Annotated in this window: 14 protein-coding genes and 5 pseudogenes; 7 read left to right on the top strand and 12 right to left on the bottom strand. The window is 72.3% G+C overall.

The annotated features are described in order from the left end of the window. Positions 1–89: 89 nt before the first annotated feature. Positions 90–1,502 carry an alpha,alpha-trehalose-phosphate synthase (UDP-forming) gene (locus Prum_RS29075; protein WP_173079377.1) on the top strand — a complete coding sequence of 471 codons (1,413 nt, stop codon included), beginning with the start codon at positions 90–92 and terminating at the stop codon, positions 1,500–1,502. On the opposite strand, the gene Prum_RS29070 is transcribed toward Prum_RS29075, so the two are convergent. From Prum_RS29070 to Prum_RS29040, 7 genes and pseudogenes are all read right to left on the bottom strand, one after another. Further along, on the bottom strand, positions 1,499–2,296 hold the full coding sequence (locus Prum_RS29070) for an alpha/beta hydrolase (protein WP_173079376.1): 798 nt from the start codon (positions 2,294–2,296) through the stop codon (positions 1,499–1,501). The two genes, Prum_RS29075 and Prum_RS29070, sit on opposite strands and share 4 nt — an antisense overlap. After that, positions 2,293–3,687 carry a flavin-containing monooxygenase gene (locus Prum_RS29065; RefSeq protein ID WP_173079375.1) on the bottom strand — a complete coding sequence of 465 codons (1,395 nt, stop codon included), beginning with the start codon at positions 3,685–3,687 and terminating at the stop codon, positions 2,293–2,295. Before Prum_RS29065 ends, Prum_RS29070 begins: the two co-directional genes overlap by 4 nt. Positions 3,688–3,886: 199 nt before the next feature. After that, a complete protein-coding gene (locus tag Prum_RS29060; RefSeq protein ID WP_173079374.1) occupies positions 3,887–4,249 on the bottom strand; it encodes a hypothetical protein in 363 nt (120 codons plus the stop codon). 114 nt (positions 4,250–4,363) lie between these two features. Continuing rightward, entirely contained in the window at positions 4,364–4,969 is a 606-nt protein-coding gene (locus tag Prum_RS29055) for a hypothetical protein (RefSeq protein WP_173079373.1), read from the bottom strand. Between the two features lie 49 nt (positions 4,970–5,018). Continuing rightward, entirely contained in the window at positions 5,019–5,696 is a 678-nt protein-coding gene (locus Prum_RS29050) for an endonuclease/exonuclease/phosphatase family protein (RefSeq protein WP_173079372.1), read from the bottom strand. Between the two features lie 9 nt (positions 5,697–5,705). Next, on the bottom strand, positions 5,706–6,653 hold the full coding sequence (locus Prum_RS29045; protein WP_173079371.1) for an ROK family glucokinase: 948 nt from the start codon (positions 6,651–6,653) through the stop codon (positions 5,706–5,708). 405 nt (positions 6,654–7,058) lie between these two features. Continuing rightward, a pseudogene (locus Prum_RS29040) lies at positions 7,059–7,496 on the bottom strand (SRPBCC family protein); the annotation flags it as partial. A gap of 79 nt (positions 7,497–7,575) precedes the next feature. Between Prum_RS29040 and Prum_RS29035 the strand changes: the two are divergent. The 5 genes and pseudogenes from Prum_RS29035 to Prum_RS29015 all read left to right on the top strand — a co-directional run bounded on the left by Prum_RS29035 (position 7,576) and on the right by Prum_RS29015 (position 14,542). Beyond that, the gene (locus Prum_RS29035) at positions 7,576–9,363 is read left to right on the top strand and encodes an AMP-dependent synthetase/ligase (protein WP_173079370.1); all 1,788 of its coding nucleotides are present in this window, start codon (positions 7,576–7,578) and stop codon (positions 9,361–9,363) included. 86 nt (positions 9,364–9,449) lie between these two features. Further along, positions 9,450–11,091: pseudogene (locus tag Prum_RS29030) on the top strand (GAF domain-containing sensor histidine kinase). A gap of 7 nt (positions 11,092–11,098) precedes the next feature. Further along, positions 11,099–11,770: a response regulator transcription factor gene (locus Prum_RS29025; RefSeq protein ID WP_173079369.1), complete on the top strand. Its 672-nt coding sequence runs from the start codon at positions 11,099–11,101 to the stop codon at positions 11,768–11,770. Between the two features lie 200 nt (positions 11,771–11,970). Continuing rightward, positions 11,971–12,776: pseudogene (locus Prum_RS29020) on the top strand (SAM-dependent methyltransferase). Further along, the gene (locus Prum_RS29015) at positions 12,776–14,542 is read left to right on the top strand and encodes a putative bifunctional diguanylate cyclase/phosphodiesterase (RefSeq protein WP_173079368.1); all 1,767 of its coding nucleotides are present in this window, start codon (positions 12,776–12,778) and stop codon (positions 14,540–14,542) included. The pseudogene Prum_RS29020 and the gene Prum_RS29015 overlap by 1 nt, the downstream one beginning before the upstream one ends. Here the strand turns inward: Prum_RS29015 and Prum_RS29010 are convergent. The 5 genes and pseudogenes from Prum_RS29010 to Prum_RS28990 form a co-directional block, all read right to left on the bottom strand. After that, positions 14,519–16,414, bottom strand: a complete 1,896-nt coding sequence (locus tag Prum_RS29010; RefSeq protein ID WP_173079367.1) for an ABC transporter ATP-binding protein — start codon at positions 16,412–16,414, stop codon at positions 14,519–14,521. The genes Prum_RS29015 and Prum_RS29010 overlap by 24 nt on opposite strands. A gap of 41 nt (positions 16,415–16,455) precedes the next feature. Next, positions 16,456–17,573: pseudogene (locus Prum_RS29005) on the bottom strand (glycosyltransferase family 4 protein). After that, complete coding sequence (locus tag Prum_RS29000; RefSeq protein ID WP_173079366.1) at positions 17,570–18,826, bottom strand: M48 family metallopeptidase; 1,257 nt, start codon at positions 18,824–18,826, stop codon at positions 17,570–17,572. Before Prum_RS29000 ends, Prum_RS29005 begins: the two are co-directional and overlap by 4 nt. Before the next feature lie 18 nt (positions 18,827–18,844). Beyond that, entirely contained in the window at positions 18,845–19,072 is a 228-nt protein-coding gene (locus Prum_RS28995; RefSeq protein ID WP_173079365.1) for a hypothetical protein, read from the bottom strand. A 625-nt stretch (positions 19,073–19,697) separates the two neighbouring features. After that, positions 19,698–21,104, bottom strand: coding sequence for an NYN domain-containing protein (locus Prum_RS28990; RefSeq protein WP_173079364.1), 1,407 nt, complete (start codon positions 21,102–21,104; stop codon positions 19,698–19,700). 100 nt (positions 21,105–21,204) lie between these two features. Here Prum_RS28990 and Prum_RS28985 point away from each other — a divergent pair. Further along, positions 21,205–22,930, top strand: a pseudogene (locus tag Prum_RS28985) (DEDD exonuclease domain-containing protein). The last annotated feature ends 59 nt before the right edge of the window (positions 22,931–22,989 follow it).

Here is a 22,989-nt window from a genome sequence, read left to right as displayed (position 1 = left end):
ATCCGCTGCGTAACACTTGTGTAACTTCCTGTCAGTAGGAATACTCGTAAGACGCGCGGTTCGCCGCACCGCCGAAACGAGGTTTCCGTATGCGGCAGAGTTCCCTCGTAGTGGTGGCCAACCGCCTGCCCGTCGACGACAGCGTGGCGCCGGACGGCGCTTGCGAGTGGCGACGTAGCCCAGGCGGCCTGGTCAGCGCCCTGCACCCGATCCTGCAGCACACGCCGGCCACGTGGGTGGGCTGGACCGGTGGCATCGACTCGGCGCCGGCCCTCCCGGACATCGACGGCGTACGCATGCACACCGTCGCGCTGTCCGAAAACGAGGTGCGCGAGCACTATGAGGGCTTCGCCAACGCGACCCTGTGGCCGCTCTACCACGACGCCGTCGAGCAGCCGGTCTATCACCGGCGCTGGTGGGAGTCGTACCAGCGGGTGAACCAGCGATTCGCGGAGGCGGCCGCGGAGGCCGCGGAGCCCGGGGCCGTCGTCTGGGTCCAGGACTACCACCTGCAGCTCGTCCCGGGCATGCTCCGGGCGATGCGCCCGGACCTGCGGATCGGGTTCTTCCTGCACGTGCCGTTCCCGCCGCCGGAGCTCTTCATGCAGCTCCCCCGCCGGGCCGAGCTGCTGCTGGGCATGCTCGGGGCGGACCTGGTCGGCTTCCAGCGGGCCCAGGCCGCGCACAACTTCGCCCAGCTCTGCACGAAGGTGCTCAACGTGCCGGCCACCGACCGGCGGATCGCCGTCGAGGACCGGGTGGTCCGGATCGGCGCGTTCCCGGTCTCGATCGACATGGCCGAGATGGAGGCGCTGGCCGGCAGCACCGACGTGGTCGCCCGAGCGAAGCAACTCAGAAAAGATCTCGGCGACCCGCAGCACGTGATCCTGAGCGTCGACCGGATGGACTACACGAAGGGCATCGAGCACCGCCTCAAGGCGTACAGCGAGCTGCTCGCCGACGGGCACATCAAGGTGCGCGACACGGTGATGGTGCAGGTGGTCGTGCCCAGCCGGGAGCGCGTCGAGCAGTACCAGGTGCTGCGCGACCGGGTCGAGCGCGAGGTGGGCCGGATCAACGGCGAGTTCGGGCGGGTGGGCGAGCCGGCGATCCACTACCTCAACCAGCCGTTCGACCGCGCCGAGCTGGCCGCTCTGTACCGCGCGGCCGACATCATGGTCGTCACCCCGCTGCGCGACGGGATGAACCTGGTCGCCAAGGAGTACGTCGCCGCCCGCGTCGACCACGGCGGCGCGCTGGTGCTCAGCGAGTTCGCCGGGGCGGCCGCGGAGCTGACCCAGGCGTACCTGGTGAACCCGCACGACCTCGACGGCCTGAAGCTGACGCTCATGCACGCCAAAGAGGCCGGCCCGGTCGACGTGAGCAGCCGCATGATCGCGATGCGCGAGCACCTGCGCAGCCACGACATCCAGGCGTGGGCCCGCTCCTACATCACCGCGCTGGACCGGACCGGCTCGCTAACCGCCCAGCTGACGGTCTAGCTGCCGCTTTTGTCCAACCAGTCCAGGATCGCGTCGATCGGCTCCCGCCATCGCGCGTCGAGCATCATGTCGTGGCCCATGCCGGGGAAGAGCAGCGGCGCGCCGCCGTACCGCCGGGCCGCCCGGGTCAGCGCCGACGCCGGCACGATCCGGTCGTCGGGGCTGCCCACCACCAGCACCGGCGGGTCGCCCACGGCCGGCTCCGGCGCCCGGTGCAGCAGCAGCTGCCACTGCGCCCGCGCCGACGCCCGGCCCAGCCGCCCCGCGTACTCCCGGGCCACCGCCTGCGGCACCTCGCGGCTGAAGAGCTGGCGGGGCCGCATCCGCAACCGCCCGCCGAAGACCGCCGGCAGCGTCCCGGCCGGGTTGCGGCGCAGCGCGTTCGCGAAGGTCGCCCACCCGCCGAGCACCGGCGCGGCCAGCACCGCCGCCCGCGCCGGATAGCGGGCCAAGGCCCGCTCCACCACCAAGGCCCCGGCGCCATGCCCGACCAGCACCGCCTGCCGCGGCAAGCTCGCCGCCGCCTGCACGACATCATGTGAGTACGCCCGGAGCGTGGCACCCGGCGAATCGCCGCTGCCGCCGTGACCGCGCGGGCTGACCGCGTGTGCGGGAAAGCCCCGCCCGGCGGCGTGCTCCAACCAGAACTCGGCGAACGCCCACGCCCCATGCCCGAAGCCGGGCACGAACAGCAGCGGCGTCTTACCCTCGTCCACCTCGGGGGTGGCGCTGCGCACCTCACGCCGTACCGGCGGCACCGGCCGGGCCCAGTCCTGGAAGCGAATGACCTTCATGCCTTCGCCCCCGCCAGACCGTCGATCAGCTTCTGCAGCGCGCGCAGGTAGTCCACGTGTGCCACCTCGAACCAGTGCCGCTGCGTGTCCTTCACCTTGGCGCCGACCCACCGGCGGTCGGGCTCCTTGGCCACCCGAGCCGTCCAGAACTGGCCGGCCCGCTGCGGCGCCGCCTCATGCAGCCGCAGCCACCGGGCGATCGCCACGGTCTGCCAGTGCACCAGCGTGAACAGGCCCGAGTCGGACTCCAGCAGCCCCGCCACGGCCAGGGTCGGGTGCCGCCGGGAGAACGCGTGCAGGTGCAGCCGCGGGCGCCCCTCCGCGTCGGCGGCGAGCGCGTCCGGGGCCAGGAACTCGAAGCGCGGCCGGTACCCGGTCGCCACGACGACCACGTCGGGCTCGACCTCGCTGCCGTCGCTCAGCTCGACGCTGTGCCGGCGGAACCGGGCGATGTCCGGCACCGGGGCGATCCCACCGTGGCCGACGTGGTAGACGAGTTGGCTGTTGATGATCGGGTGCGTCTCGAAGACCTTGTGATCCGGCTTGCGCATGCCGAACCGGCGCAGGTCGCCCACCGTGAGCCGGAGCGTCAGGTGCAGCAGCCACTGCCGCAGCCACAACGGCAGCCGCAGCGCGAGGATGCCGTCGTTGACCTGATCGGCGGGGCGACCCAGGACGTACTTCGGGGCGTACCAGTAGCCGCGCCGGGTGGAGTGCCAGCACCGGGACGCGTGCTGGGCCGCCTCCACGGCGATGTCGCAGCCGGTGTTGCCGCCGCCGACCACCAGCACCCGCTTGCCCCGCAACTCGGCCGGATCCTTGTACGCCGACGAGTGGATCACCTTGCCCTTGAAGTCGTCGAGCCCCTCGTACGACGGCAGGTTGGGCGACCAGTTGTGGCCGTTGGCGACCACGACGGCGGTGTACCGGTGGGTGCGCTCCGCGCCGTAGCCGCCCGTACTCTTGGTGGTCACGTCCCACCTGAGCCCGTCGGCCGGCTCGACCTTGACCACCTCGGTACCGAACCAGATGTGCGGGCGCAGGTCGAAATGATCGGCGTACCGCTCCAGATAGGCCAGCACCTGGCCGTGGTGCGGGTAGTCGGGCCAGTCGTCCGGCATCGGAAAATCCGGGTACTGCGTGAACGGCTTCGACGAGATCAGATGCGTGCTCGCGTAGACGGGACTGCGGTCGTGGCGCCAGTTCCACGCGCCCCCGACGCCGGTCTCGCGCTCGTAACAGTCGACGCCGAAGCCGTACTCCTTGAGATTTTTGATGGCGACCAGGCCGCTGGGCCCGGCGCCGATGACGCAGACGGTCTCGCCCCGGTCGTAGACCGGGCGCCCGTCCCGCCAGAGGGTAGCGCTGTCATGGTCGGTGGAGGTGGTCACCGAGGCTTCTTTCCTTGTAGGTGTGGCTGCGAAATCCTCTCGGCTGTGCGCACCCTTTGTCCACCCCCGCGCCCAAACTCCCCCGTCCGTGCGCCACGCCACCCCTGTCTTCGTCGATCAAGGGCAAACGGTCGTGCTTGGATCTCTGATCCACGACCGTTTGCCCTCGATCGACGGGAAAGTCCTTGATCGGCGCGGGCTACGCGGCGGGCTCGGGCTGGAACCACGCGCGGGACGCCTTCGTGTTGAGCAGGATCGCGTATACGACGGGCCAGGCGAGCGTCGACACCGCCGACACCAGGTCGCCGCCCATCGCCAACCGCGCGACGGCCAGCGCGACACCGACGCCGCAGAGCGCCAGCATCACCGTCCGCGCCCACCGCCGCCCGAGTTGCACCATGCGCGCCAGCAGGAGATATCCAAGGCCCAGCAGCCCGTACGCCGCGTAGACCGGAGTGCTCCACACACGCGTGAGAGCGGAGAGTACGACCAGGCCGCCGCCGATGTAGAGCAGGATGACAAAGACCTGTATCGAAGCGGGTGCCTTGCGGGTCTCGGACACCGCGCGATTCAAGCAGTACTCGCGGGCGCGGGCAATATCGGGGCCGGCATGAACGTGAAGAATTTGGGTCGCTGGGGCGACTCGAATCCTTCACGCAAATCTCGCAGTGACGACTCAGGAAAGGCGCGGGCGTGCGGGGCGCGGGCTAGCTGGCCGTGGGTGCGGGCGGAGGAGGAGGCGGAGCAGGACCACGGTCAGGGCCATCAGGGTGATGTAGAGGGGGACGCCGGCGCCCAACTGTTGGGCCATGGCGGCCAGCGGCGGGTAGTCGGCGACCGGGGGAAGCGTGGCCGAGGAGTCGCCGACCAGGTCGGTCGCGCGGTCGGCAACCCAGGTGCCGCGGCCCACGACCAGGTCGTGGGCGATCGGGCCGGGGGTGGTCACGAGGGCGAACGCGGCGCCGCCCACGGCCGCGTACACCCAGGGGACCAGGCTCGCCGACGCCGGCACCGCACGCGCCACCCACGCCGCGAACGGCATGATCAGCGCGAGCGCCGGGGTGAGTGCGACGAAGGCGAACGACGAGTCGAGCAGCCAGTGGGCGACCCAGCTGATGGCCGGGCCGCCCTCGTCGAGGTAGATCGCGTGGAACCAGAACATCGCGATCCCGCCGATGTAGCACATCGTCAACGCGGTGACGAGGAGTGCGAGGCGGGACGCCGGATCGCGGTAGAAGTCCACAAGGGACCTTAACGAGGGCGTGAACGTAGCGGGCGGCATGCCGCAACCATAGACGTTGATAAATATCTATGGCCCGGCCCCAAGGGATTCAGGTGATGACCACGTCCGCGCGTACCGGAAAGTGGTCACTCGCCCGGCGCGCCAGGGCGGTGTCGACGACCTCGTAGCCGGTGACCGTGACGCGCGGGTCGACGAAGATGGCGTCGATGCGGTTGCGCGGGTTGGCGCAGGGGAACGTCGGCGCGCCGGCCCGGTCCTGCGCCACGGCCGCGTCGGTGAGGCCGTCGGCCACCGTACGCCAGGCGGCGCCGCCGGAACCCTCGTTGAGATCGGCGCCCAGGATCACCGGCGCGTCCACCTTGGACATGGCGTCCTTCAGCTCGCGGGCCTGCGCCGGGCGCTCGTCCGGATCGGTGGACAGGTGCGCGCCGGCCACCACGAAGCGCACCGGACCGACCGAGCACGCCGCGAACGCCGCCCCGCGCATGTGCCGCCCCGGAGTCAGCGGGAAGCGCACGCACCACGCGTCGTGCACGCGTACCCGGAAGGTGGTCAGCACCAGGTTGCCCAGCGACGGCAGGCCGCCGGCCGCGACCACCATGCCGAACGAGTGCGCGAGCGCCGCGCCCTTGCCGCGCCAGCGGAAGCGGCGCGGACCCTCCTGGACGACCACGACGTCGGGTGCCAGATCCCGGACCACCTCGGCCAGCGCGGCCGTGTCGTCCCGCTGGCCGTGCACGTTGTACGACACCACGCGTAGATCCACGAGGTGACATTAACGCCGGCGGGCGAGATCTCCCGCGCCAACCACGCCGGCCGCGTTGCCCATCTCGGCGGCCTTCAGCTCGGCCACCGGGATCCGGCCGCGCTGGGCCAAGGCGTCCACATAGGAACGCCGGGTGGGGCCGAGCAGCAGCTCCCCCGCGTCGACCACACCGCCGCCCACGACAAGCACCTGCGGGTCGAGGATCTGCACCATGTCGGCGAGCGCGATGCCGAGCCACCGGCCGATCTGCGCGAACGCCTCGCGGGACACCTGGTCGCCGCTCTGCGCCGCGGCGGTGACCATCGGCCCGGTGATCTCCTCGGCGTCGCCGCCGGCCAGGTCGAGCAGCTCGCCGGCGCGGCCCGGCTCCTGGCGGGCGCCGGCGCGGGCGAACCGGACCAGGGCGTTGCCGCTGGCGTACTGCTCCAGGCAGCCGTGCCGCCCGCAGCCGCACAGGTGGCCGTCCGGGACGGAGAGCATGTGGCCGAGCTCAGCGGCGATGCCGTGGGTGCCGCGGACCAGCTCACCGCCCAGCACGATGGCCCCGCCGACGCCGGTGCCGATGGTGAACATCACCATCGAGTCCTCGGCGTGCCGGGCCGCCCCGAACTGGAACTCGGCCCAGGCCGCCGCGTTCGCGTCGTTCTCCACGATGACCGGCAGGCCGACCGCGTCGCTGACGTAGTCCCGCAGGGGCTCGTCGCGCCAGGCGATGTTGGGCGCGAAGAGCACCGTGGAGCGACTGGCGTCGATCCAACCCGCGGCCCCGATGCCCACCGCCTCGACCGGGTGCGCCGCTGCCATCTCGGCGACCGCCTCGACGATCACGTCACGGGTCTTGGCGACGTCGTCGGCCGGGGTGTCGTGGCGCGTCTGCGCCAGCACGTCACCCGCTGAGGTGACAACGCCGGCGGCCACCTTCGTGCCGCCGACGTCAACTCCGATGGTCAGCGTCACGCAGTGGTCCCCTCTCGCTACCCCGAATCACTCGGCAGAAGGACCATTATCCTTCCTGGTCGCGGCGTGCCATACGTCCTCCGAATCGTCCTGAGGACTGGACTCGGGGGCGGGCGCGGGCACCGAGAGGGAGCGGAGCAGGCTCGCCAGGCCGGCGGCGAAGTCACCCGCGCCGGTGGCCACCCGCTCGGCGAACGCGGGGTCCGGGTCGCGCATGGCGGCTATCACCCGGCAGATCGGGCACACGCAGCACTCGGCGTCGCCGGTGGCGACCTTGCCGTGGGCGACCCCCGGAAGGCCGAGAAGCCCCAGCCCGGAGCGGCCGAGGACATCGCCGCGAGCACGGTCGCCACCAGGCGCTCGGCCTCCTCGCGGGCGGAGGTCGGATCGGTTGGGTTCACGATGCCCCTCAACCCGGCGCTTGAGCTGCTTCAGCGCCGTATCCATGATCATTTTCTCGGCCTTGCGCCGGAACATTCCCAGCATCCCCACCGACAGCTCCACCTCCAAGGTGTACGTCACGGTGGTGGTGCCGTCGCCGTTGTCGGCGATGTCGTACGACCCGATCTGCGCCTTCTGCATCTTGGACGGCCCGACCAGGCGCCACTCGATCCGGGAGATGTCCTCGGTGTACTCGTATGCGAGGGTGTACTCGTCGGCTATCACGCCGGCGTCCAGCACGAAGCGGACCTGGCTGGCATAGCCGTCCTCGTACTCCTCGATGACCTCGACCCGCTTCATCGCGTCGGTCCACTCGGGGTAGCTCGCGAAGTCACAGATGACCGCCGCCACGCGCTCGGGCGACGCCGCGATGACGATCGACTGGGTAGAGGAGTCCGCCATGCCCGGCAGGTTACCCCGTACAAGCGCAGCGGCCCCCGAGCCGGGTAGGTTGCGGTTAGTTTTCCGCAGGAGGAGTGCCGTGCGCGAGTTCGCCGTACCGCCGGTGGTCACCATCGGCGACACCGCCAACCTGACCGACCCGGTCTGGGACAACGCTGAGAGCGCCCCGGGCACGGTGCAGTTCGCCCGGCGTACGTCCGCCGGCTGGGTGGACGTGACCTGTGCCGAGTTCCGGGACGAGGTCGTGGCGCTGGCCCGAGGGCTGGTCGCCGCCGGCATCGAGCCGGGCGACCGGGTCGGGCTCATGAGCAAGACCCGCTACGAGTGGACGCTCGTCGACTACGCCATCTGGTCGGTCGGCGCGGTCACCGTGCCGATCTACGAGACGTCGAGCGCCGAGCAGGTGGGCTGGATCCTGTCCGACTCGGGCGCGGTGGCCTGCGTGGTGGAGACCAACACCCACGCCCTGGCCGTCGCGGGCGCCGCCCCCGACCTGGAAAAGGTCTGGCAGATCGAGGTCGGCGACCTGGACGCGCTGCGCGAGCGCGGGGCCGCCGTCGACCCGGCCGAGATCGAGCTGCGCCGCCGGGCGACGAAGGCCGACGACATCGCCACCATCATCTACACCAGTGGCACCACCGGCCGCCCCAAGGGCTGCACGCTGACCCACCGCAACATGTACGCGGACATCGCCAACGCGATCCCCGGCCTGCCCAACATCTTCCAGGAGGGCGCGTCCACGCTGCTCTTCCTGCCGCTCGCGCACTCGTTCGCCCGGCTCATCCAGATCGGCGTGGTCGCCGGCCGGGCCAAGATGGGCCACACCGCCGACATCAAGAACCTGGTGGCCGAGCTGCAGTCGTTCCGCCCGACGTTCGTGCTGTCCGTGCCGCGCGTGTTCGAGAAGGTCTACAACACCGCGAAGCAGCGCGCCCACGCCGACGGCAAGGGCAAGATCTTCGACCAGGCCGAGGAGGTCGCCGTCGCGTACAGCGAAGGGCTGGACAAGCCCGGCGGCCCCGGCCTCAGCGTGCGCCTGCAGCACGCGCTCTTCGACCGATTGGTGTACGGCAAGCTGCGCGCCGCCCTCGGCGGCCAGTGCCGCGAGGCGATCTCCGGCGGGGCGCCGCTGGGCACGCGGCTCGCGCACTTCTTCCGCGGCATCGGTGTCACGGTCTACGAGGGGTACGGGCTGACGGAGACGTCCCCGGCGGTCGCCGTCAACCTGCAGAACGGGATCCGCATCGGCACGGTCGGCCGGCCCCTGCCCGGGGTGACGGTCCGGATCGCCGACGACGGTGAGATCCTGATCAAGGGCGACCTGATCTTCGACCGGTACTGGAACAACGAGGAGGCGACCGCCGAGGTCCTCGACGAGGACCGCTGGTTCCACAGCGGCGACATCGGAGAGCTTGACGGCGACGGCTACCTGGCCATCACCGGGCGCAAGAAGGAGATCATCGTGACCGCCGGCGGCAAGAACGTCGCCCCGGCGCTGCTCGAGGACCGCCTGCGCGCCCATCCGCTGGTCAGCCAGACCGTGGTCGTCGGCGACCGGCAGCCGTTCATCGCCGCGCTCGTCACCATCGACGAGGAGGCGTGGCCGAAGTGGCTGGCGGGCGCCGGCCACCCGGAGACCGCCGCGATCGCCGACATGTGCGACGACCAGAAGCTGCGCGCCGAGATCCAGGGCGCCGTCGACGAGGCCAACAAGGCGGTGTCGCACGCGGAGGCCATCAAGGAGTTCCGGATCCTCCCGCGCGACTTCACCGAGGCGACCGGGGAGCTGACCCCCTCGCTGAAGGTCAAGCGCAACGTGGTGCACAAGACGTACGCCGCCGAGATCGCCGACATCTACGGAGACTGAGCGTGCTTGAGTACCCGACCGCCGTGCGGCCCCGCCCGCGGCCGCACGGACCGCCCCGCCCGCACCCGCTCGCGGTGGCGGCGCGGGTGGTCGTGCTCGGCCTGGTCGCGGTGCTCACCCTGATCACCACCAGGGACGTCGGCCAGCTCCAGTGGATCGGCCTGCTCGCGCTGGCCAGCGTCCCCGCGGTGGTCGCGCCCCGGCACCGCGTGCTCGGGCCGCTCGGCCGGCTCGCCGAGGTGGTCATCGTCGGGCTGGCCGCCAGCGACGTCGCCGCCGAGGCGCAGATCAAGGGCACGCTGGGCAACGGGCTGGGCGCCGAGGCCGTACTGCCGTACCTCGCGGTGCCGCTCACCGTGGCCGCGCTCTACCGGCGTACCCGGGAGGTGCTGGCCCTGCTCGGCGTCGCGGCGGCGACGCTGCTCTTCGCCGGCGCGGTCACCGAGTCCGAAGGCGAGCTGCTCATCACCGACGCCGGCTACCTGCTGGTCTGCGCCCAGTGGCTGATCCTCGCCGGGATCGGGATCACCGCCGCGGGCACGCTCCAGCGCGTGCTGCAGGCCCGCGGCGAGAGCAACAAGCCCCAGCCGTACGCCGAGGCGACCCGCCTGCTCACCCAGCTGCGCAGCGTGGCCCGCCAGCTGCCCGGGGCCACGCTCGACCCCGGCGGCATCGCCGAGCACCTGCTGGAGGACCTGCGCACGGTGGCCCCGGCCGACCGGGCGGCGGTGCTGACCGCCAGCGGCGGTGGCCGGCTCGTCGTGCTGGCCCAGTCCGGCGCCGACCGGGTCGACTGGGAGACCACCCTGGACGCCGACTCGGCGATCGCCGACGCGTGGGCGAGCCAGCAGCCGCAGACCGCCCACCGGTCGCAGGCGCGGTCACACCGCAGGGGGACGTTTCGGCCCTAGTCGTCCCTCTCGTGGCTGGCGTCCGCACTGTCGGATTGGTGACTGTCGAGGCCGACGTCGCCAACGCGTACCCCCGGCGGTCGTCGCCACGGTGACCGCCCTGACCGGTCCCGCGGCCCTACGGCTGGAGGCAGCCCTGCTCTTCGACGAGGTCCGGTCGCTCGCCACGAACGAGGAGCGGCAGCGCCTCGCGCGCGAAATCCACGATGGCGTCGCGCAGGAGTTGGTGATGGTCGGGTACGGCATCGACAACGCCCTCGCCACCCTCCCCGAGGACGCCAAGGAGACCAGCGAGGAGCTGCGCTCGCTGCGCGCCGAGGTCACCCGCGTCATTACTGAGCTGCGGCTTAGTCTTTTCGAGCTGCGCAGCGAGGTCGACCGGCACGGCGGGCTGGCGGCCGCGATCGCCGAGTACGCCCGGCAGGTCGGCGCCTCCGCCGGGCTCCGCGTGCACTACACATTGGACGAGTCGACCGCCCGGCTGCCGGCCGCCACGGAGGCCGAGTTGCTCCGCATCGCCCAGGAGGCGATCACCAACGCGCGCAAGCACGCCGGCGCCTCGAACCTGTGGGTCTCGTGTGCCGTCGATCCCCCGTACGCCCAAATTGAAGTGTCGGATGATGGTCAGGGCATCGCTGACCAGCGCCCGGACGGGAGGTATGGTCTTGCGATCATGGCCGAGAGGGCGGAACGTATCCGGGGCCGGCTGGAGATCAGGCCACGAAATCCCAGCGGCACCACGGTCGCCGTTGTGCTGGGAACCTCGCCCCGGCGCGATAGCGTGCGCGATAGCGTGACAGCACCAGAAGGGGAGTAAGCCCAGCATGACCACCAGCCCCACGCCACCGACTACGCGTACGAAGGTCCTCCTTGTCGATGACCACGACCTGATCCGGAAGGGTCTTCGGCACGCGTTCGAGCGCGACCGCCAGTTCGAGGTCGTCGGTGAGGCCGCTACGGCCGCCGAGGGGGTACGCCAGGCCGGCGCGCTGCAGCCCGACGTCGTGATCATGGACCTGCGGCTGCCCGACGGCAGCGGCCTGGAGGCGACCCGGGCGCTGCGCAAGGCCAGCTCCACCATGGGCATCGTCGTGCTGACCATGTACGCGGGCGACGACCAGCTCTTCGGGGCGTTGGAGGCGGGCGCGAGCGCGTTCGTGCCGAAGACCGCCCCGGCCGACGAGGTGGTGGCGGCCGCCCGGCACGCCGCGTCGTCGCCGAGCGCGTTCACCGCGGCCGACCTGGCCGAGGCGATGAAGCGGCGGCTGGCCCCGTCCGGGCCGCAGCTGTCCCCGCGCGAGGGCCAGGTGCTCCGGCTGCTCGCCGACGGCATGAGCGTGGCCGGCATCGCCAAGCAGCTCTTCGTCAGCGAGTCGACGGCCAAGACGCACATCTCGAAGCTCTACGAGAAGCTCGGCGCCGCCAACCGCGCCCAGGCCCTCATGACCGCCCTGCGCCTGGGCCTCCTGGAAGCGCCCGACGCCCCCAAGTTCTAACTGCAAGGAAGGGCACCTTGTTAGCGCTTTTTGCATAGCAAGGGGCCCTTCCTTGCATCTCTAAGCTCCCCGCTGGGCGTACGCTGCCGATACGGCAGCGTCTTCACTGACGGTCTAGATGGCGGGCCCTGTGACGGGCAGAATGGCGGCGACCACCCAAGGGAGCCACAAACACCCCGGACAGGACAGAGGGGACGGGTATGCGACGCCCGGACTGGGCACCGGAGACCATCGACATCGAGCGGCCCAGCGCCGCCCGGATGTACGACTACTACCTTGGTGGGTCGCACAACTTCGCGGTTGACCGCGCGGCGGCGCAGGCGATGATCTCCGTAGTGCCCGAGTCTCCGCTGATCGCGCAGGCCAACCGGGCGTTCCTGCGCCGGGCGGTGCGCTTCCTGGTCGAGGCGGGCGTGCGCCAGTTCCTGGACATCGGCTCCGGCATCCCCACGGTCGGCAACGTGCACGAGATCGCCCAGGGCCTCGCGCCCGAGTCGACCGTCGTGTACGTGGACATCGACCCCGTCGCGGTGGCGCACAGCCGGCAGATCCTGCGCGGCAACCACCAGGCCGCCGCCGTCCAGGAGGACATCCGGCGTCCCGGGCGCATTCTCGACCACCCGGACGTGCTCAAGCTCATCGACTTCAACCAGCCGGTCGCGCTGATGGTCGTCGGCGTCATGCACTTCGTGCCCGACGAGGACGGCCCGGCCGAGCTCCTCGACACGCTGCGGGCACCCCTCGTGCCCGGCAGCTACCTGGTGCTTTCCGCGGCGTCCGGCGAGGGCCGCCCCGAGCAGGAGCGGAGCGACGCGGCCGAGATCTACCGCCGCGCCGGCACCCCGCTCGCCCAGCGCGGGCGCGCCGCCATCGCCGGGTTCTTCGACGGGTACGACCTGGTCGAGCCGGGCGTGGTCTGGGTGCCCGAGTGGCGGCCGGACTCCCCCGGCAGCGGCGAAGGCGCCGAGGGGCCATCTACATCGGCGGCGTGGGTCGGCTCCGGTGATGGGCGAGCCGCACGTCACGGTTCCCGTCGCGTACGGGCCGGGCCTGGCTGTCTTCGCCCGCGCCTGGGCCAAGGCGGTCGCCGGCACCAGCTACATGCCGGTGACCCAGGCCGAGTTGGAGAGCTTCCTGGATGGCCTGACCCTCCGCCTGGTCGAGGCGCTGTACGCCGAGCCGTTCAGCCTGCGCCGCGGCTACCAGATCGGCGCCGACCTGGTCGCCGCCCACATCGCGTCCGCCGAAGGGCTGGGCCGCACGATCGAGGTCATCGACCTGCGCCTGCTGCGCGACCTGGGCCTGTCCGGCGACGACATGCGCGACCGGATGGGCCGGCTGCTCGGCACGGTCGCGATCGGGTACGCCCGCGCCCTGCGCGACCGCACCCTCGACGAGCAGGAGTCGATCCGGCGGGCCGCGATGGTCGCCCGGGAGCAGGCCGAGCAGGCGCTGCGGGAGAGCGAGGCGCGGTTCCGGCATCAGGCCACCCACGACCCGCTCACCGACCTGCCCAACCGCACCCTCTTCACGGAACGCCTCGGGGCCGCCTTCACCCGCGGCAGCTCCGCGGACCGGCGCATCGGGGTGTGCTTCCTCGACCTCGACGGCTTCAAGATGATCAACGACACGCTCGGCCACCACGTCGGCGACATGCTCCTGGTGGCGGTCGCCGACAAGCTCCGCCGCGGGGTCGGCGGCCACCTCGTCGCGCGGATGGGCGGCGACGAGTTCGTGATCCTGGTCGAGGACACCACGTGCACCGACGACGCGCTCAAGGTGGCCGACGCGGCGCTCGCCGCCATCGGCGAACCGACCACCGTGGAGGGTCAGGACCTCCGCGTCTCGGCGAGCATCGGCATCGTCGAGCGCCCGGTCGAGGGCACCACGCCGAGCGACGTGATGCGGGCCGCGGACATCACGCTGCACTGGGCCAAGACCGCCGGCAAGGGCCGCTGGGCCCTCTTCGACTCCGAACGCAACGAGCGCGAGCTCACCCGGTACGCGCTGTCGTCCGCGATGCCCGACGCGCTGGACCGGGGCGAGTTCTGCCTGGACTACCAGCCGCTCGTCTCGCTCTCCGACGGATCGCTGCTCGGCGTCGAGGCGCTCGTCCGCTGGCGCCACCCGAAGCTGGGCGTGCTGCGGCCGGACCGGTTCATCGGGCTGGCCGAGGAGACCGGCATGATCGTACGGCTGGGCGGCTGGGTGCTCGCCGAGGCGTGCCGCCAGGCCCGCCGCTGGATCGACCTGAGCCCGCAGGCGCCGTTCGTGAGCGTCAACCTCGCCGTACGGCAGGTGCGCGGGCCGGGGCTGGTCGACGAGGTCACCACGATCCTCGAACGCTACAGTCTGCCGCCCGACCGGCTCCAGCTGGAGATCACCGAGAGCGCGATGATGAACAGCGCCGACGAGTCCGTGCACAACCTGCGCTCGCTGGCCGACCTCGGGGTGCGGATCGCCATCGACGACTTCGGCACCGGGTACTCCAACCTGGCGTACCTGCGGTCGCTGCCGGTGTGCGAGCTCAAGGTGGCCGGATCGTTCGTGGAAGGGCTGCGCGCCCCGGCCGCCGACCCGGCGAGCATCACCGACGAGCGCATCCTGGCCACGCTCGTGTCGCTGGCCCACACGCTCGACCTCACGGTCACCGCCGAGGGCGTGGAGACCGCCGCGCAGGCCGACCGGCTGCGGGCCATCGGGTGCGACGCCGCGCAGGGGTGGCACTTCGGCCAGCCCAACCCGGCATCACACGTCGACGCCCTCCTCTAGCCCAGGCTGCTCCTGGTAGGCGCTGGCCTGCAGGGTGAACAGGGTCGCGTACGTGCCGCCCAGCGCCATCAGCTCGACGTGCCCGCCCTCCTCGGTCACCGCGCCGTGGTCGAGCACGTAGATGCGGTCGGCCTCGCGCACGCTGGCCAGCCGGTGGGTGATCAGCACGACGGTACGGCCGGCGGCCAGCTCACGCAGGCGCACGTAGACGTCGTGCTCGGCGCGGGCGTCCAGGTTGGCGGTCGGCTCGTCGCAGATGAGCAGCGCCGCGTCGCGGAAGAACGCCCGGCTGACCGCCAGCCGCTGCCACTGCCCGCCGGACAGGTCCGCGCCGTCGGTGAAGTGGCGGGACAGGAGTGTGTCGTACCCGCGGGTCAGCTCGACGATGAAGTCGTGCGCGTCGCCCTGCCGCGCGGCCACCTCGACGTCGGGCTGGGGCGCCGGTCGCTCGTACCGGCCGATGGTGATGTTGTCGCGCGCGGACAGCGGCCACCGGGTGGGCTCCTGCATGACGACCGCGACCTGGTCGCGGACGCTGACCGGGTCGACGCCGGCGAGGTCGACGCCGTCCCACGCGACCGCGCCGTGGTCCGGGTGGTAGAGGCCGGCGAGCAGCCGGGCGAGCGTCGACTTGCCGGAGCCGTTCTCGCCGACCAGGGCGATGGTCTCGCCGCGGCGCAGGCGCAGCGTGACGTCGCGCACCGCGGGACGATCCGCACCCGGGTACGCGAACGTGACGCCGCGCAGCTCGATCAGCTCCGGGCCGAGCGGGGCACGGGCGGCCGGCACCGGCTCGGCCCGCTCGCGGGCGAGGGCGCAGAAACCCTCGTAGTCGCTGAAGTACAGGCCCTGCTCGTAGATGTGGTTGATGGTGAACGCGAGCTGGGTGAGCTTGCCGATGCCGGTGCTGATCGCGTACGCCGCCGCGCCGCCGACGGCCAGCTCCATCCGGCCGGTGACGAGCAGCCCGATGAGCGCCGCGTACGTCATGCCGGTCGCCACGCCGCCCAGCGCCGCGCCGAACAGGTTGGTGCGCACCTGCCGCGTGGACACCTTCATGTACTCCCCGGTCGCCACGTCCAGCAGCCGGGCCACCTCGGCGAGCAGGTACCGCCGTACCGTGAAGGCTCGGACCTCCGGGGCCGGCTCGCGGTCGGCGAGCAGGTCCGACAGCATCCACTTGCGACGCCACACCGCGACCAGCCGCAGCTGCTGGCGGTAGCCCAACCGCGCCGAACGCACCGCCGCCCACCCGGTCGGCAGCACCGCCAGGACCAGCAGCGGCAGCAGCACCGGATGCAGCACCGCGAGCACGCTGCCGGCCGCGACCAGCCCCACGAGGTTGGTGCCCAGCTCGATGCCGTGGTCGACCACCCGCTGCGCCGCGTCGATGCCCCGGTCGCGGGCCCGCTGCATCGCGTCCCGCCAGTCCGGATCGTCGAACGTGGCCAGATCCACCCGCGTCGTCAGATCCAGCAGCTCCATCTCCGCGGTCTGGCTCACCTGCGGCGACAGCCGGCCCTGCGCCCCGGTCGCCACCGAGCGCAGCAGCGTGTGCAGCGCCGTCGCCCCGACCATGAGCAGCAGCGACGGTACGGCGGCGCGGATCCGGTCGGGCGTCGGGCCGGCCCGCAGCAGCCCGTCGAGCACCCCGACGACGCTGACCAGCCCGACGGCGCTGGCCACGCCCGCGGCCAGCTCGAACCCGACGACGGCCAGGGTGTTGCGCGGACTCGCCCGCCACGCCAGCCGCCATGCCTGGGCGAGCAGATGCGGTAGGCGGCGCAGCATCCGCCAAAATGTGGCATTGGCGGCTTCTGCGGTAGCCGTCAACCAGTACGGGACCTTCAGCTCGTCGTCTGCCGGTTCCATGCATTCCTTGGTACGGCAGCGCGGCCGATGGGTCTACGCGTTTATGGTGTGCCACTCAATAGAGCCGCCATCCGGTCGGCTTGCGTGTCCCAGCGCCACTCGCGCTCCACCCAGGCACGGCCGGCGGCGCCCATCCGGCTCGCCAGCTCGCGGTCGGACAGGAGCGTGGCCACCCGATCGGCGATCTGCTCGACGTCCCGCCCGCTGACGACGTACCCGGTCTCGCCCTCGCGCACAGCGTCCGGGGCGCCGCCCGAGTCGCCGGCGACCACCGGCAGCCCGGTGGCCGACGCCTCCAGGTAGACGATGCCGAGCCCCTCGACGTCGAGCCCTCGGTTGCGCGTACGGCACGGCATCGCGAACACGTCACCGGCCGCGTAGTGCGCCGGCAACTCGGCCGCCGGCACCGACCCGGTAAACACCACGCCGTCGACCGGCCCGGCCAGCCGTTCCAATGTGGACCGGTGCGGGCCGCCGCCGACGATCAGCAGGGCGGCGTCGGGCACCCGGCGCCGGACCGCCGGCATCGCCCGGATCAGCGCGTCCTGGCCCTTGCGCGGGACCAGCCGCGACACGCAGACCACCACCGGGCGGTCGGCCAGGCCGTGGCGCGCGCGGATCTCGCTGCCGTCCACCCCCGGGTGGTACGCGTCGACGTCGACACCCGGGGCCAGCCGGCGCAGATCGGTCAGCCCGTGCAGGGCGCGGTCCAGCCGTACCCGGGTGTACTCCCCAGGTAGGTGACCACGTCGGCACCGCGACCGATCCGGCGCAGCAGCCCTCGCGCGCCCGGCAGCGCCGCCCAGCCGACCTCGTGGCCGTGGGTCTGCGCCACGGCACGCTCGATGCCGGTACGCCGGCGCAGCCCGTCGGCGAGCAGGCCGAGCGGAGCGGCGGCACCGAACCAGACCGCCTCGCAGCCGTACGCCCGGGCCAGCTCGGCCGACCGTCGAGCCGCCCGTGGGGTGGGCAGGAGCACTTTTGTGGGTTCCCGGACCACCTCGAACGGCTGGTCGGCGTCGAACTTCGCCGCACCCTTCCAGGTGGACGCGTAGACCACCAGCGACGCGGGCGGCTGCCGCAGGGCCAGGTTGTGCACGAACGACTGGATGCCACCGGGGCGCGGCGGAAAGTCGTTCGTGACCAGGAGGGTGGTCATCGTGCCCCGCGGGCGTACGCGCGGGCGGCCGCCATCCGCTCCACCGTGGACGGGTGCGACGCCGAGTACAGGTACTCCCACCGGGGCGGGTCAGGGTCGCCGAGGTTCACAGTGGACAGCCGGCGCTGCATCGCCTCGAACGTCGCCGGGTCGCCGGTCAGCGTGAGCGCGTGCGCGTCCGCCCGCGCCTCCACCCGGCGGGACACCAGGCTCTGCACCGGGGACGAGAGCAGACCCACCACGCTCACCACCGCGATCATCAGCGCGAGCGCCCGCGGCTCACCCATCGAGTCGACCCCGGCGGCGCGCAGCAGCCAGCCCCACCCGCCGAGCAGGTAGAGCGCCACCACCGCGGCCGCGGCTCCCAGCGCGCCGATCAGCGTGCCGGTGAAGACGTCGCGGTCCTTGGCGTGCCCCAACTCGTGCGCGACCACGCTGGCCACCTCGGCGGGCGGCGCCTCGCGCAGCAGCGTGTCGTACACGACGATGCGGCGGGTGGGGCCCAGGCCCGAGACGTACGCGTTGACCGCCCGCGTGCGCCGGGACGCGTCCGCGACCAGCACGTCGCGGACCGGTACGCCGTCGCGCTCGGCGAGGCTCATCAGCTCGGTGCGCAGCGGACCGGGCTCCATCGGCGTGAACTTGTTGAACACCGGCTCGACGAGCACCGGCACGATGAACGACAGCAGGACGACCAGAGCGGCCGCACCCGCCGCGCCGAACGCCCACCACCACCGCGGTGCGAGCCTCGTCACCGTGTAGAAGCCGAGCAGCGCGACCGCCGCGATGACGGCGCTCACCGCGTACGACTTGAGCACGTCGACCGCCCACCCGCCCCAGGTCTGGGTGGAGAGCCCATAGCGCACCAGGATCGTGTGCCGCCACGCGGCGAACGGCAACGTGACCAGCTCGGCGACCAGCACCACGGCCAGCCCGCCGAGCACCGCGCGCGCCACCCAGTGGTCCCCGAACGGCTTGCCCACCGACGTCACCAGCTTGCTGCCGAGCGGGGTGAGGCCGAGCACCAGCGCCACCGCCAGGCCGACCAGCAGCCCGCCGTACGACCCCGGGCGCAGCGCCGAGTGGAACGCCCGCCCCCGGCTGACCTGCTGGGCTGGCAGATCGCGCAGGGCGGCGAGCTGATCGGCGCGCGGTGCGGGCGGGCGGTGCCACGGCACCAGCACCGCCGCCGCGACCAACAGCGCGACGACGAGGCCGCCCAGCGCCACGGCCGCCCAGAGCCTAGGGGTCATGCGTGCAGATCGTAGTGCTTATGCCACGTGGCGGCGCCGCCGTCCACCCGGCATGAGCCGCAGCCGCGGACGCTCCGACTCCGCGATCACCTCCACATCGAACCCGGCCCGGCCGAAAACCTCGATGGCCCGCCGCTCGTCCGCGGTGAGCTGACCGTGCTGGGGTGGCGCGTCGAGCAGGGCTGTCACCAGGCATCCGCGGCAGGCGTCACCACGGACGGCGCAACGGTCACAGTCGATCAGCATGCGTCGACCCTCCTCAAAGTGCGGCGGCACGGCCACCGTCTGTGACATAGACGCTAGAACAGGGGTACGACAAAACCCGCCCTCGCCCGCCGCACCGACCCGCAGGCGCACACCGCCGCCCCGCAGCGCCGGCCCGCGGCGCCCCGCGTCGATCAAGGACTTTTCCGTCGATCAAGGGCATACGGCCGTGGATCGGATATCAAAGCACGACCATTCGCCCTTGATCGACGCAGAAATCCTTGATCGACGCTGCGCGCCGGCGTGGCACGCAGCGCCGTCCGCGCGGCGCCGCGCGGTGCGCCGCGCGCGGTGCGGTGCGCGCGGGCGCCCGGCGCTTGGGGCGGCGCCGTGACGGCGCTCGCAGGGTGCGGGCCGCGTCGATCAAGGACTTGCCCGCCGATCAAGGGCAAACGGCCGTGGATCGGAGATCAAAGCACGACCATTCGCCCTTGATCGACGCAAAAGTCCTTGATCGGCGCGGGGCCCGCGGGTCGACGCGAGGGCCGCCGGTCGGCGCGGGCCCGCGGGTCGGCGCGAGGGCCGCGGGTCGACGCGAGGGCCGCCGGTCGGCGCGGGGCCCGCGGGTGGGCGCGAGGGGGGCGCTGGCGAGGCGGCGGCGGGGCGGTTAGGAGCGGGAGAGGCGGCGGAGGAGGGCGTCGGCGCCCAAGGGGTACGCGCCGTGCCGGCGGACGCCGTCGGCCACCTCGCGGTCGGAGGAGACCACCACGACGGGGCGGCCGGAGGGCTCGGCGCGCACCAGGCGCCGGATCAGATCGTCGGCCGTCTCGCCCTTGCGGGAGAAGAGTACGCGTACGCCACGCGGGGCGGGTGGCAGGCCGTGCACCCGCTCGGCCCCGTCGAAGACCACCGTGATCTCGTCGCCGGTCTGGGCCGCGATCCCGCCGAGCCCGGTGATCAGGCGTTTGCGCTGCTGCTCCAGGGACATCTCGCCGAACCCGCGTTTGGTGACGTTGTATCCGTCGACGACCAGGTGGGCGCGCGGCAGGGCGAGGAGCTGGTCGAGGCGGGCCGGGTCGTCGGCGTCCAGGGCGCGGGTGCTGGACACCTCGCCGGGCCGGTCGGCGAAGGCGTCCGCCACGAAGTCTGCCGGGCGCCGCTCGGCCGGGTCCAGGGCCAGCTCGCGGCGCAGCCCGACGGCGGCCTGGCCGATGGTCTCCAGGAGCAGCCACAGCCGGGCGTCGTCGACGGCACGCGCCTCCTTGGCGGTGGCCCGGGCGTTGCCGGCCAGCGCCTCGGCTTCGGCCAGCTTGGCGCGTACCCGGCGAAGCTCCGCGTCGTGGTCGGCGGTGGCCCGCGCGACCCGGCCCCGCTCGGTGGCCAGCATCTCGGTGGCCTTGCGCTCGCGCACCTGGGTCTCGCGCAGCGCGCGGGTGGCCTGCCGGGCCTCTTCGCGCAGCTGGCCCATCTCCTCGCGGACCCGGGCCAGCTCGTCGCGCAGCTTTTCGGCCTCGACCTTGGCGACGGCGCGATCGTGCTCGGCGCGGGCGGCCCGGTGCTCGGCGTCGCGCATCAGGTCGGCCACGGCGGCGCTGTCGGCCTCGGCGCGGACCGCCTCGCCGGCGGCTTCGACGAGGTCACGCCAGCCTTCCGGCCGGGCAAGGTAGGCCAGCGCGGCCACCTCGACGGGGTCGGCGGCGGCGGGGCAGATCCCCTCGATCACGGCCGCGCCCAGGTCACCGGCCTCCTCCAGGACCCGCCTGGTGATCCGCTGGCGGAAGAGGGGGTCGCCGGCGAGCTGGGTGGCGATCATGAGGCCGCCGTGCCGGGCCCGCCGGTTGGGCGCGAATTTCGCCACCCGGCGCAGCGGCGCGGGCAGCTCGTCGCCGGGAAGGCCAGGTAGGGCGGCCGCGGTCAGGGCGACGACCCGCTGACGGACCGGCTCCGGCAGCACCGGCTCGGGCTCGAACGAAGGCTCGAACGAAGGCTCGAAATCCCCAGCGTGTGACGAGTCAGTACCGTCGAGCGCCGCGTCGCCAGGCGAGCGGTCGTCGGGCGGAACAGGTACTGACATCTGTCAAGCATCCCACCACCTGCCCCATCGCCGCTCCGCTGCGCAGACGATCTTTTCCGGACGGAAACAAGTGTCATACCTGAGCCCTACTGTGCCGGGCGTGACAAGTGTGGAGTACGTCCAGGGCACCCTTGACACGCTGCTCGACGATCCTGGCGCGCTCTCCCTGCGGGACACCACCTTCGTGGTACTTGACTTGGAGACCACCGGCGGCGCCCCGACGGCGGCGGCATCACCGAGGTCGGCGCGGTCAAGGTGCGCGGCGGCGAGGAGCTCGGGGTGCTGGCCACGCTGGTCAACCCGGGTGTGCCGATCCCGCCGTTCATCACGGTGCTGACCGGCATCACCCAGGCGATGACCTACGAGGCGCCGGCGATCGAGGAGGTGCTGCCGAGCCTGCTGGAGTTTCTCCACGGGGCGGTCCTGGTGGCCCACAACGCGGCGTACGACGTGGGCTTCCTCAAGGCCGCCTGCGCCAAGCACGGCTACCGCTGGCCCGGCCCGAAGGTGCTGGACACGGTGGCCCTGGCCCGCCGGGCGCTGACCCGCGACGAGGTGCCCAACCACAAGCTCGGCACGCTCGCGACCTACTTCCACACCCCGCGCCAGCCCAGCCACCGGGCGCTCGACGACGCCCTGGCCACGGTCGACGTCCTGCACGCGCTGATCGGCCGGCTGGGCAGCCACCGGGTGCACACGCTGGGCGAAGCGGTCGAGTTCGCCAAGGCGGTCACCCCGACCCAGCGGCGCAAGCGCCACCTGGCCGAGGGGCTGCCGCACGTGCCCGGCGTCTACATTTTCCGGGCCGGCGACGGCCGGCCGCTCTACGTGGGCACCTCGGTCGACATCGCCACCCGGGTGCGCAGCTACTTCACCGCGGGCGAAAAGCGCGCCCGGATCTCCGAGATGCTCGCCGCCGCCGAGCGCGTCGAGCCGGTCGAGTGTGCCCACTCGCTGGAGGCCGAGGTGCGTGAGCTGCGCCTCATCGCCGCGCACGCGCCGCCGTACAACCGCCGGTCCAAGCACCCGGAGCGGGTCGTGTGGCTCAAGCTCACCGCCGAGGCGTACCCCCGCTTGTCGGTGGTCCGCGCGGTGGGCGAGCCGGAGGCGGCCTATCTCGGGCCGTTCCGCTCGCGGCGGTCGGCGGAGCTGGCCGCCGCCGGGGTCTACGACGCGGTGCCGCTGCGGCAGTGCACCCTGCGGCTGTCGGCACGCACGACCACGCCGGCCTGCGCGCTGGCCGAGCTGGGCCGGTGCCCGGCGCCCTGCGAGCACCGGATCTCCCTGGAGGAGTACGCGGACCGCGCGGCCACGCCGTTCCGGGAGGCGATCGTCGGCGACCCCGGGCTGCTGGTCGACCAGTTGCTGGCACGCATCCGGGTGCTGTCCGACGCGCAGCGGTACGAGGAGGCGGCCGTCGTGCGTACCCGGATGGCGGCCCTGTTGCGCGCGGCCGTGCGCATGCAGCGGCTCTCCGGCCTGACCCGCATCGCGGAGCTGGTGGCGGCGCGGCGCGCGGCCGCCGGCGGGTGGGAGCTGGCCATCGTGCGACATGGACGGTTGGCAGCGGCCGGGGTGTCACCGCCCAGGGTGCATCCCCGGCCGACGATCGACGCCCTGCGGGCCACGGCGGAGACGGTGCTGGAGCCGAGCGCCTCCACAGAGGAGTCCGAGCGGATCTTGGCGTGGCTGGAGCGACCGGAGACACGGTTGGTACAGACGTCCGCCGGATGGGCGTCCCCGTCCGTGGCGCCGCCCGGTTCCGTGACCTGCTCAATCGCGCGGAAAGCGCTTCTTCCGGTAAAGACTCGACCGAAAGCTCATGAGTAAGTAACCATTCGTACGACCGAAACTCACTTAGGCTGTTAGGCAAGTGCATTCCTGA

This window comes from Phytohabitans rumicis (genome assembly GCF_011764445.1).
In the GTDB taxonomy this organism is placed as follows: Bacteria; Actinomycetota; Actinomycetes; order Mycobacteriales; family Micromonosporaceae; genus Phytohabitans; species Phytohabitans rumicis.
Note: the sequence above shows the minus strand (reverse complement) of the source record. Positions and strands in the feature narration are given on the sequence as shown.

Excerpts from the sequence above, each read along its gene's own strand:
- Prum_RS29075 (WP_173079377.1), top strand. The coding sequence starts at position 90 with ATGCGGCAGAGTTCCCTCGTAGTGGTGGCCAACCGCCTGCCCGTCGAC.
- Prum_RS29070 (WP_173079376.1), bottom strand. The coding sequence starts at position 2,296 with ATGAAGGTCATTCGCTTCCAGGACTGGGCCCGGCCGGTGCCGCCGGTA.
- Prum_RS29055 (WP_173079373.1), bottom strand. The coding sequence starts at position 4,969 with ATGCCGCCCGCTACGTTCACGCCCTCGTTAAGGTCCCTTGTGGACTTC.
- Prum_RS29025 (WP_173079369.1), top strand. The coding sequence starts at position 11,099 with ATGACCACCAGCCCCACGCCACCGACTACGCGTACGAAGGTCCTCCTT.
- Prum_RS29015 (WP_173079368.1), top strand. The coding sequence starts at position 12,776 with ATGGGCGAGCCGCACGTCACGGTTCCCGTCGCGTACGGGCCGGGCCTG.
- Prum_RS29010 (WP_173079367.1), bottom strand. The coding sequence starts at position 16,414 with ATGGAACCGGCAGACGACGAGCTGAAGGTCCCGTACTGGTTGACGGCT.
- Prum_RS29000 (WP_173079366.1), bottom strand. The coding sequence starts at position 18,826 with ATGACCCCTAGGCTCTGGGCGGCCGTGGCGCTGGGCGGCCTCGTCGTC.
- Prum_RS28995 (WP_173079365.1), bottom strand. The coding sequence starts at position 19,072 with ATGCTGATCGACTGTGACCGTTGCGCCGTCCGTGGTGACGCCTGCCGC.
- Prum_RS28990 (WP_173079364.1), bottom strand. The coding sequence starts at position 21,104 with ATGTCAGTACCTGTTCCGCCCGACGACCGCTCGCCTGGCGACGCGGCG.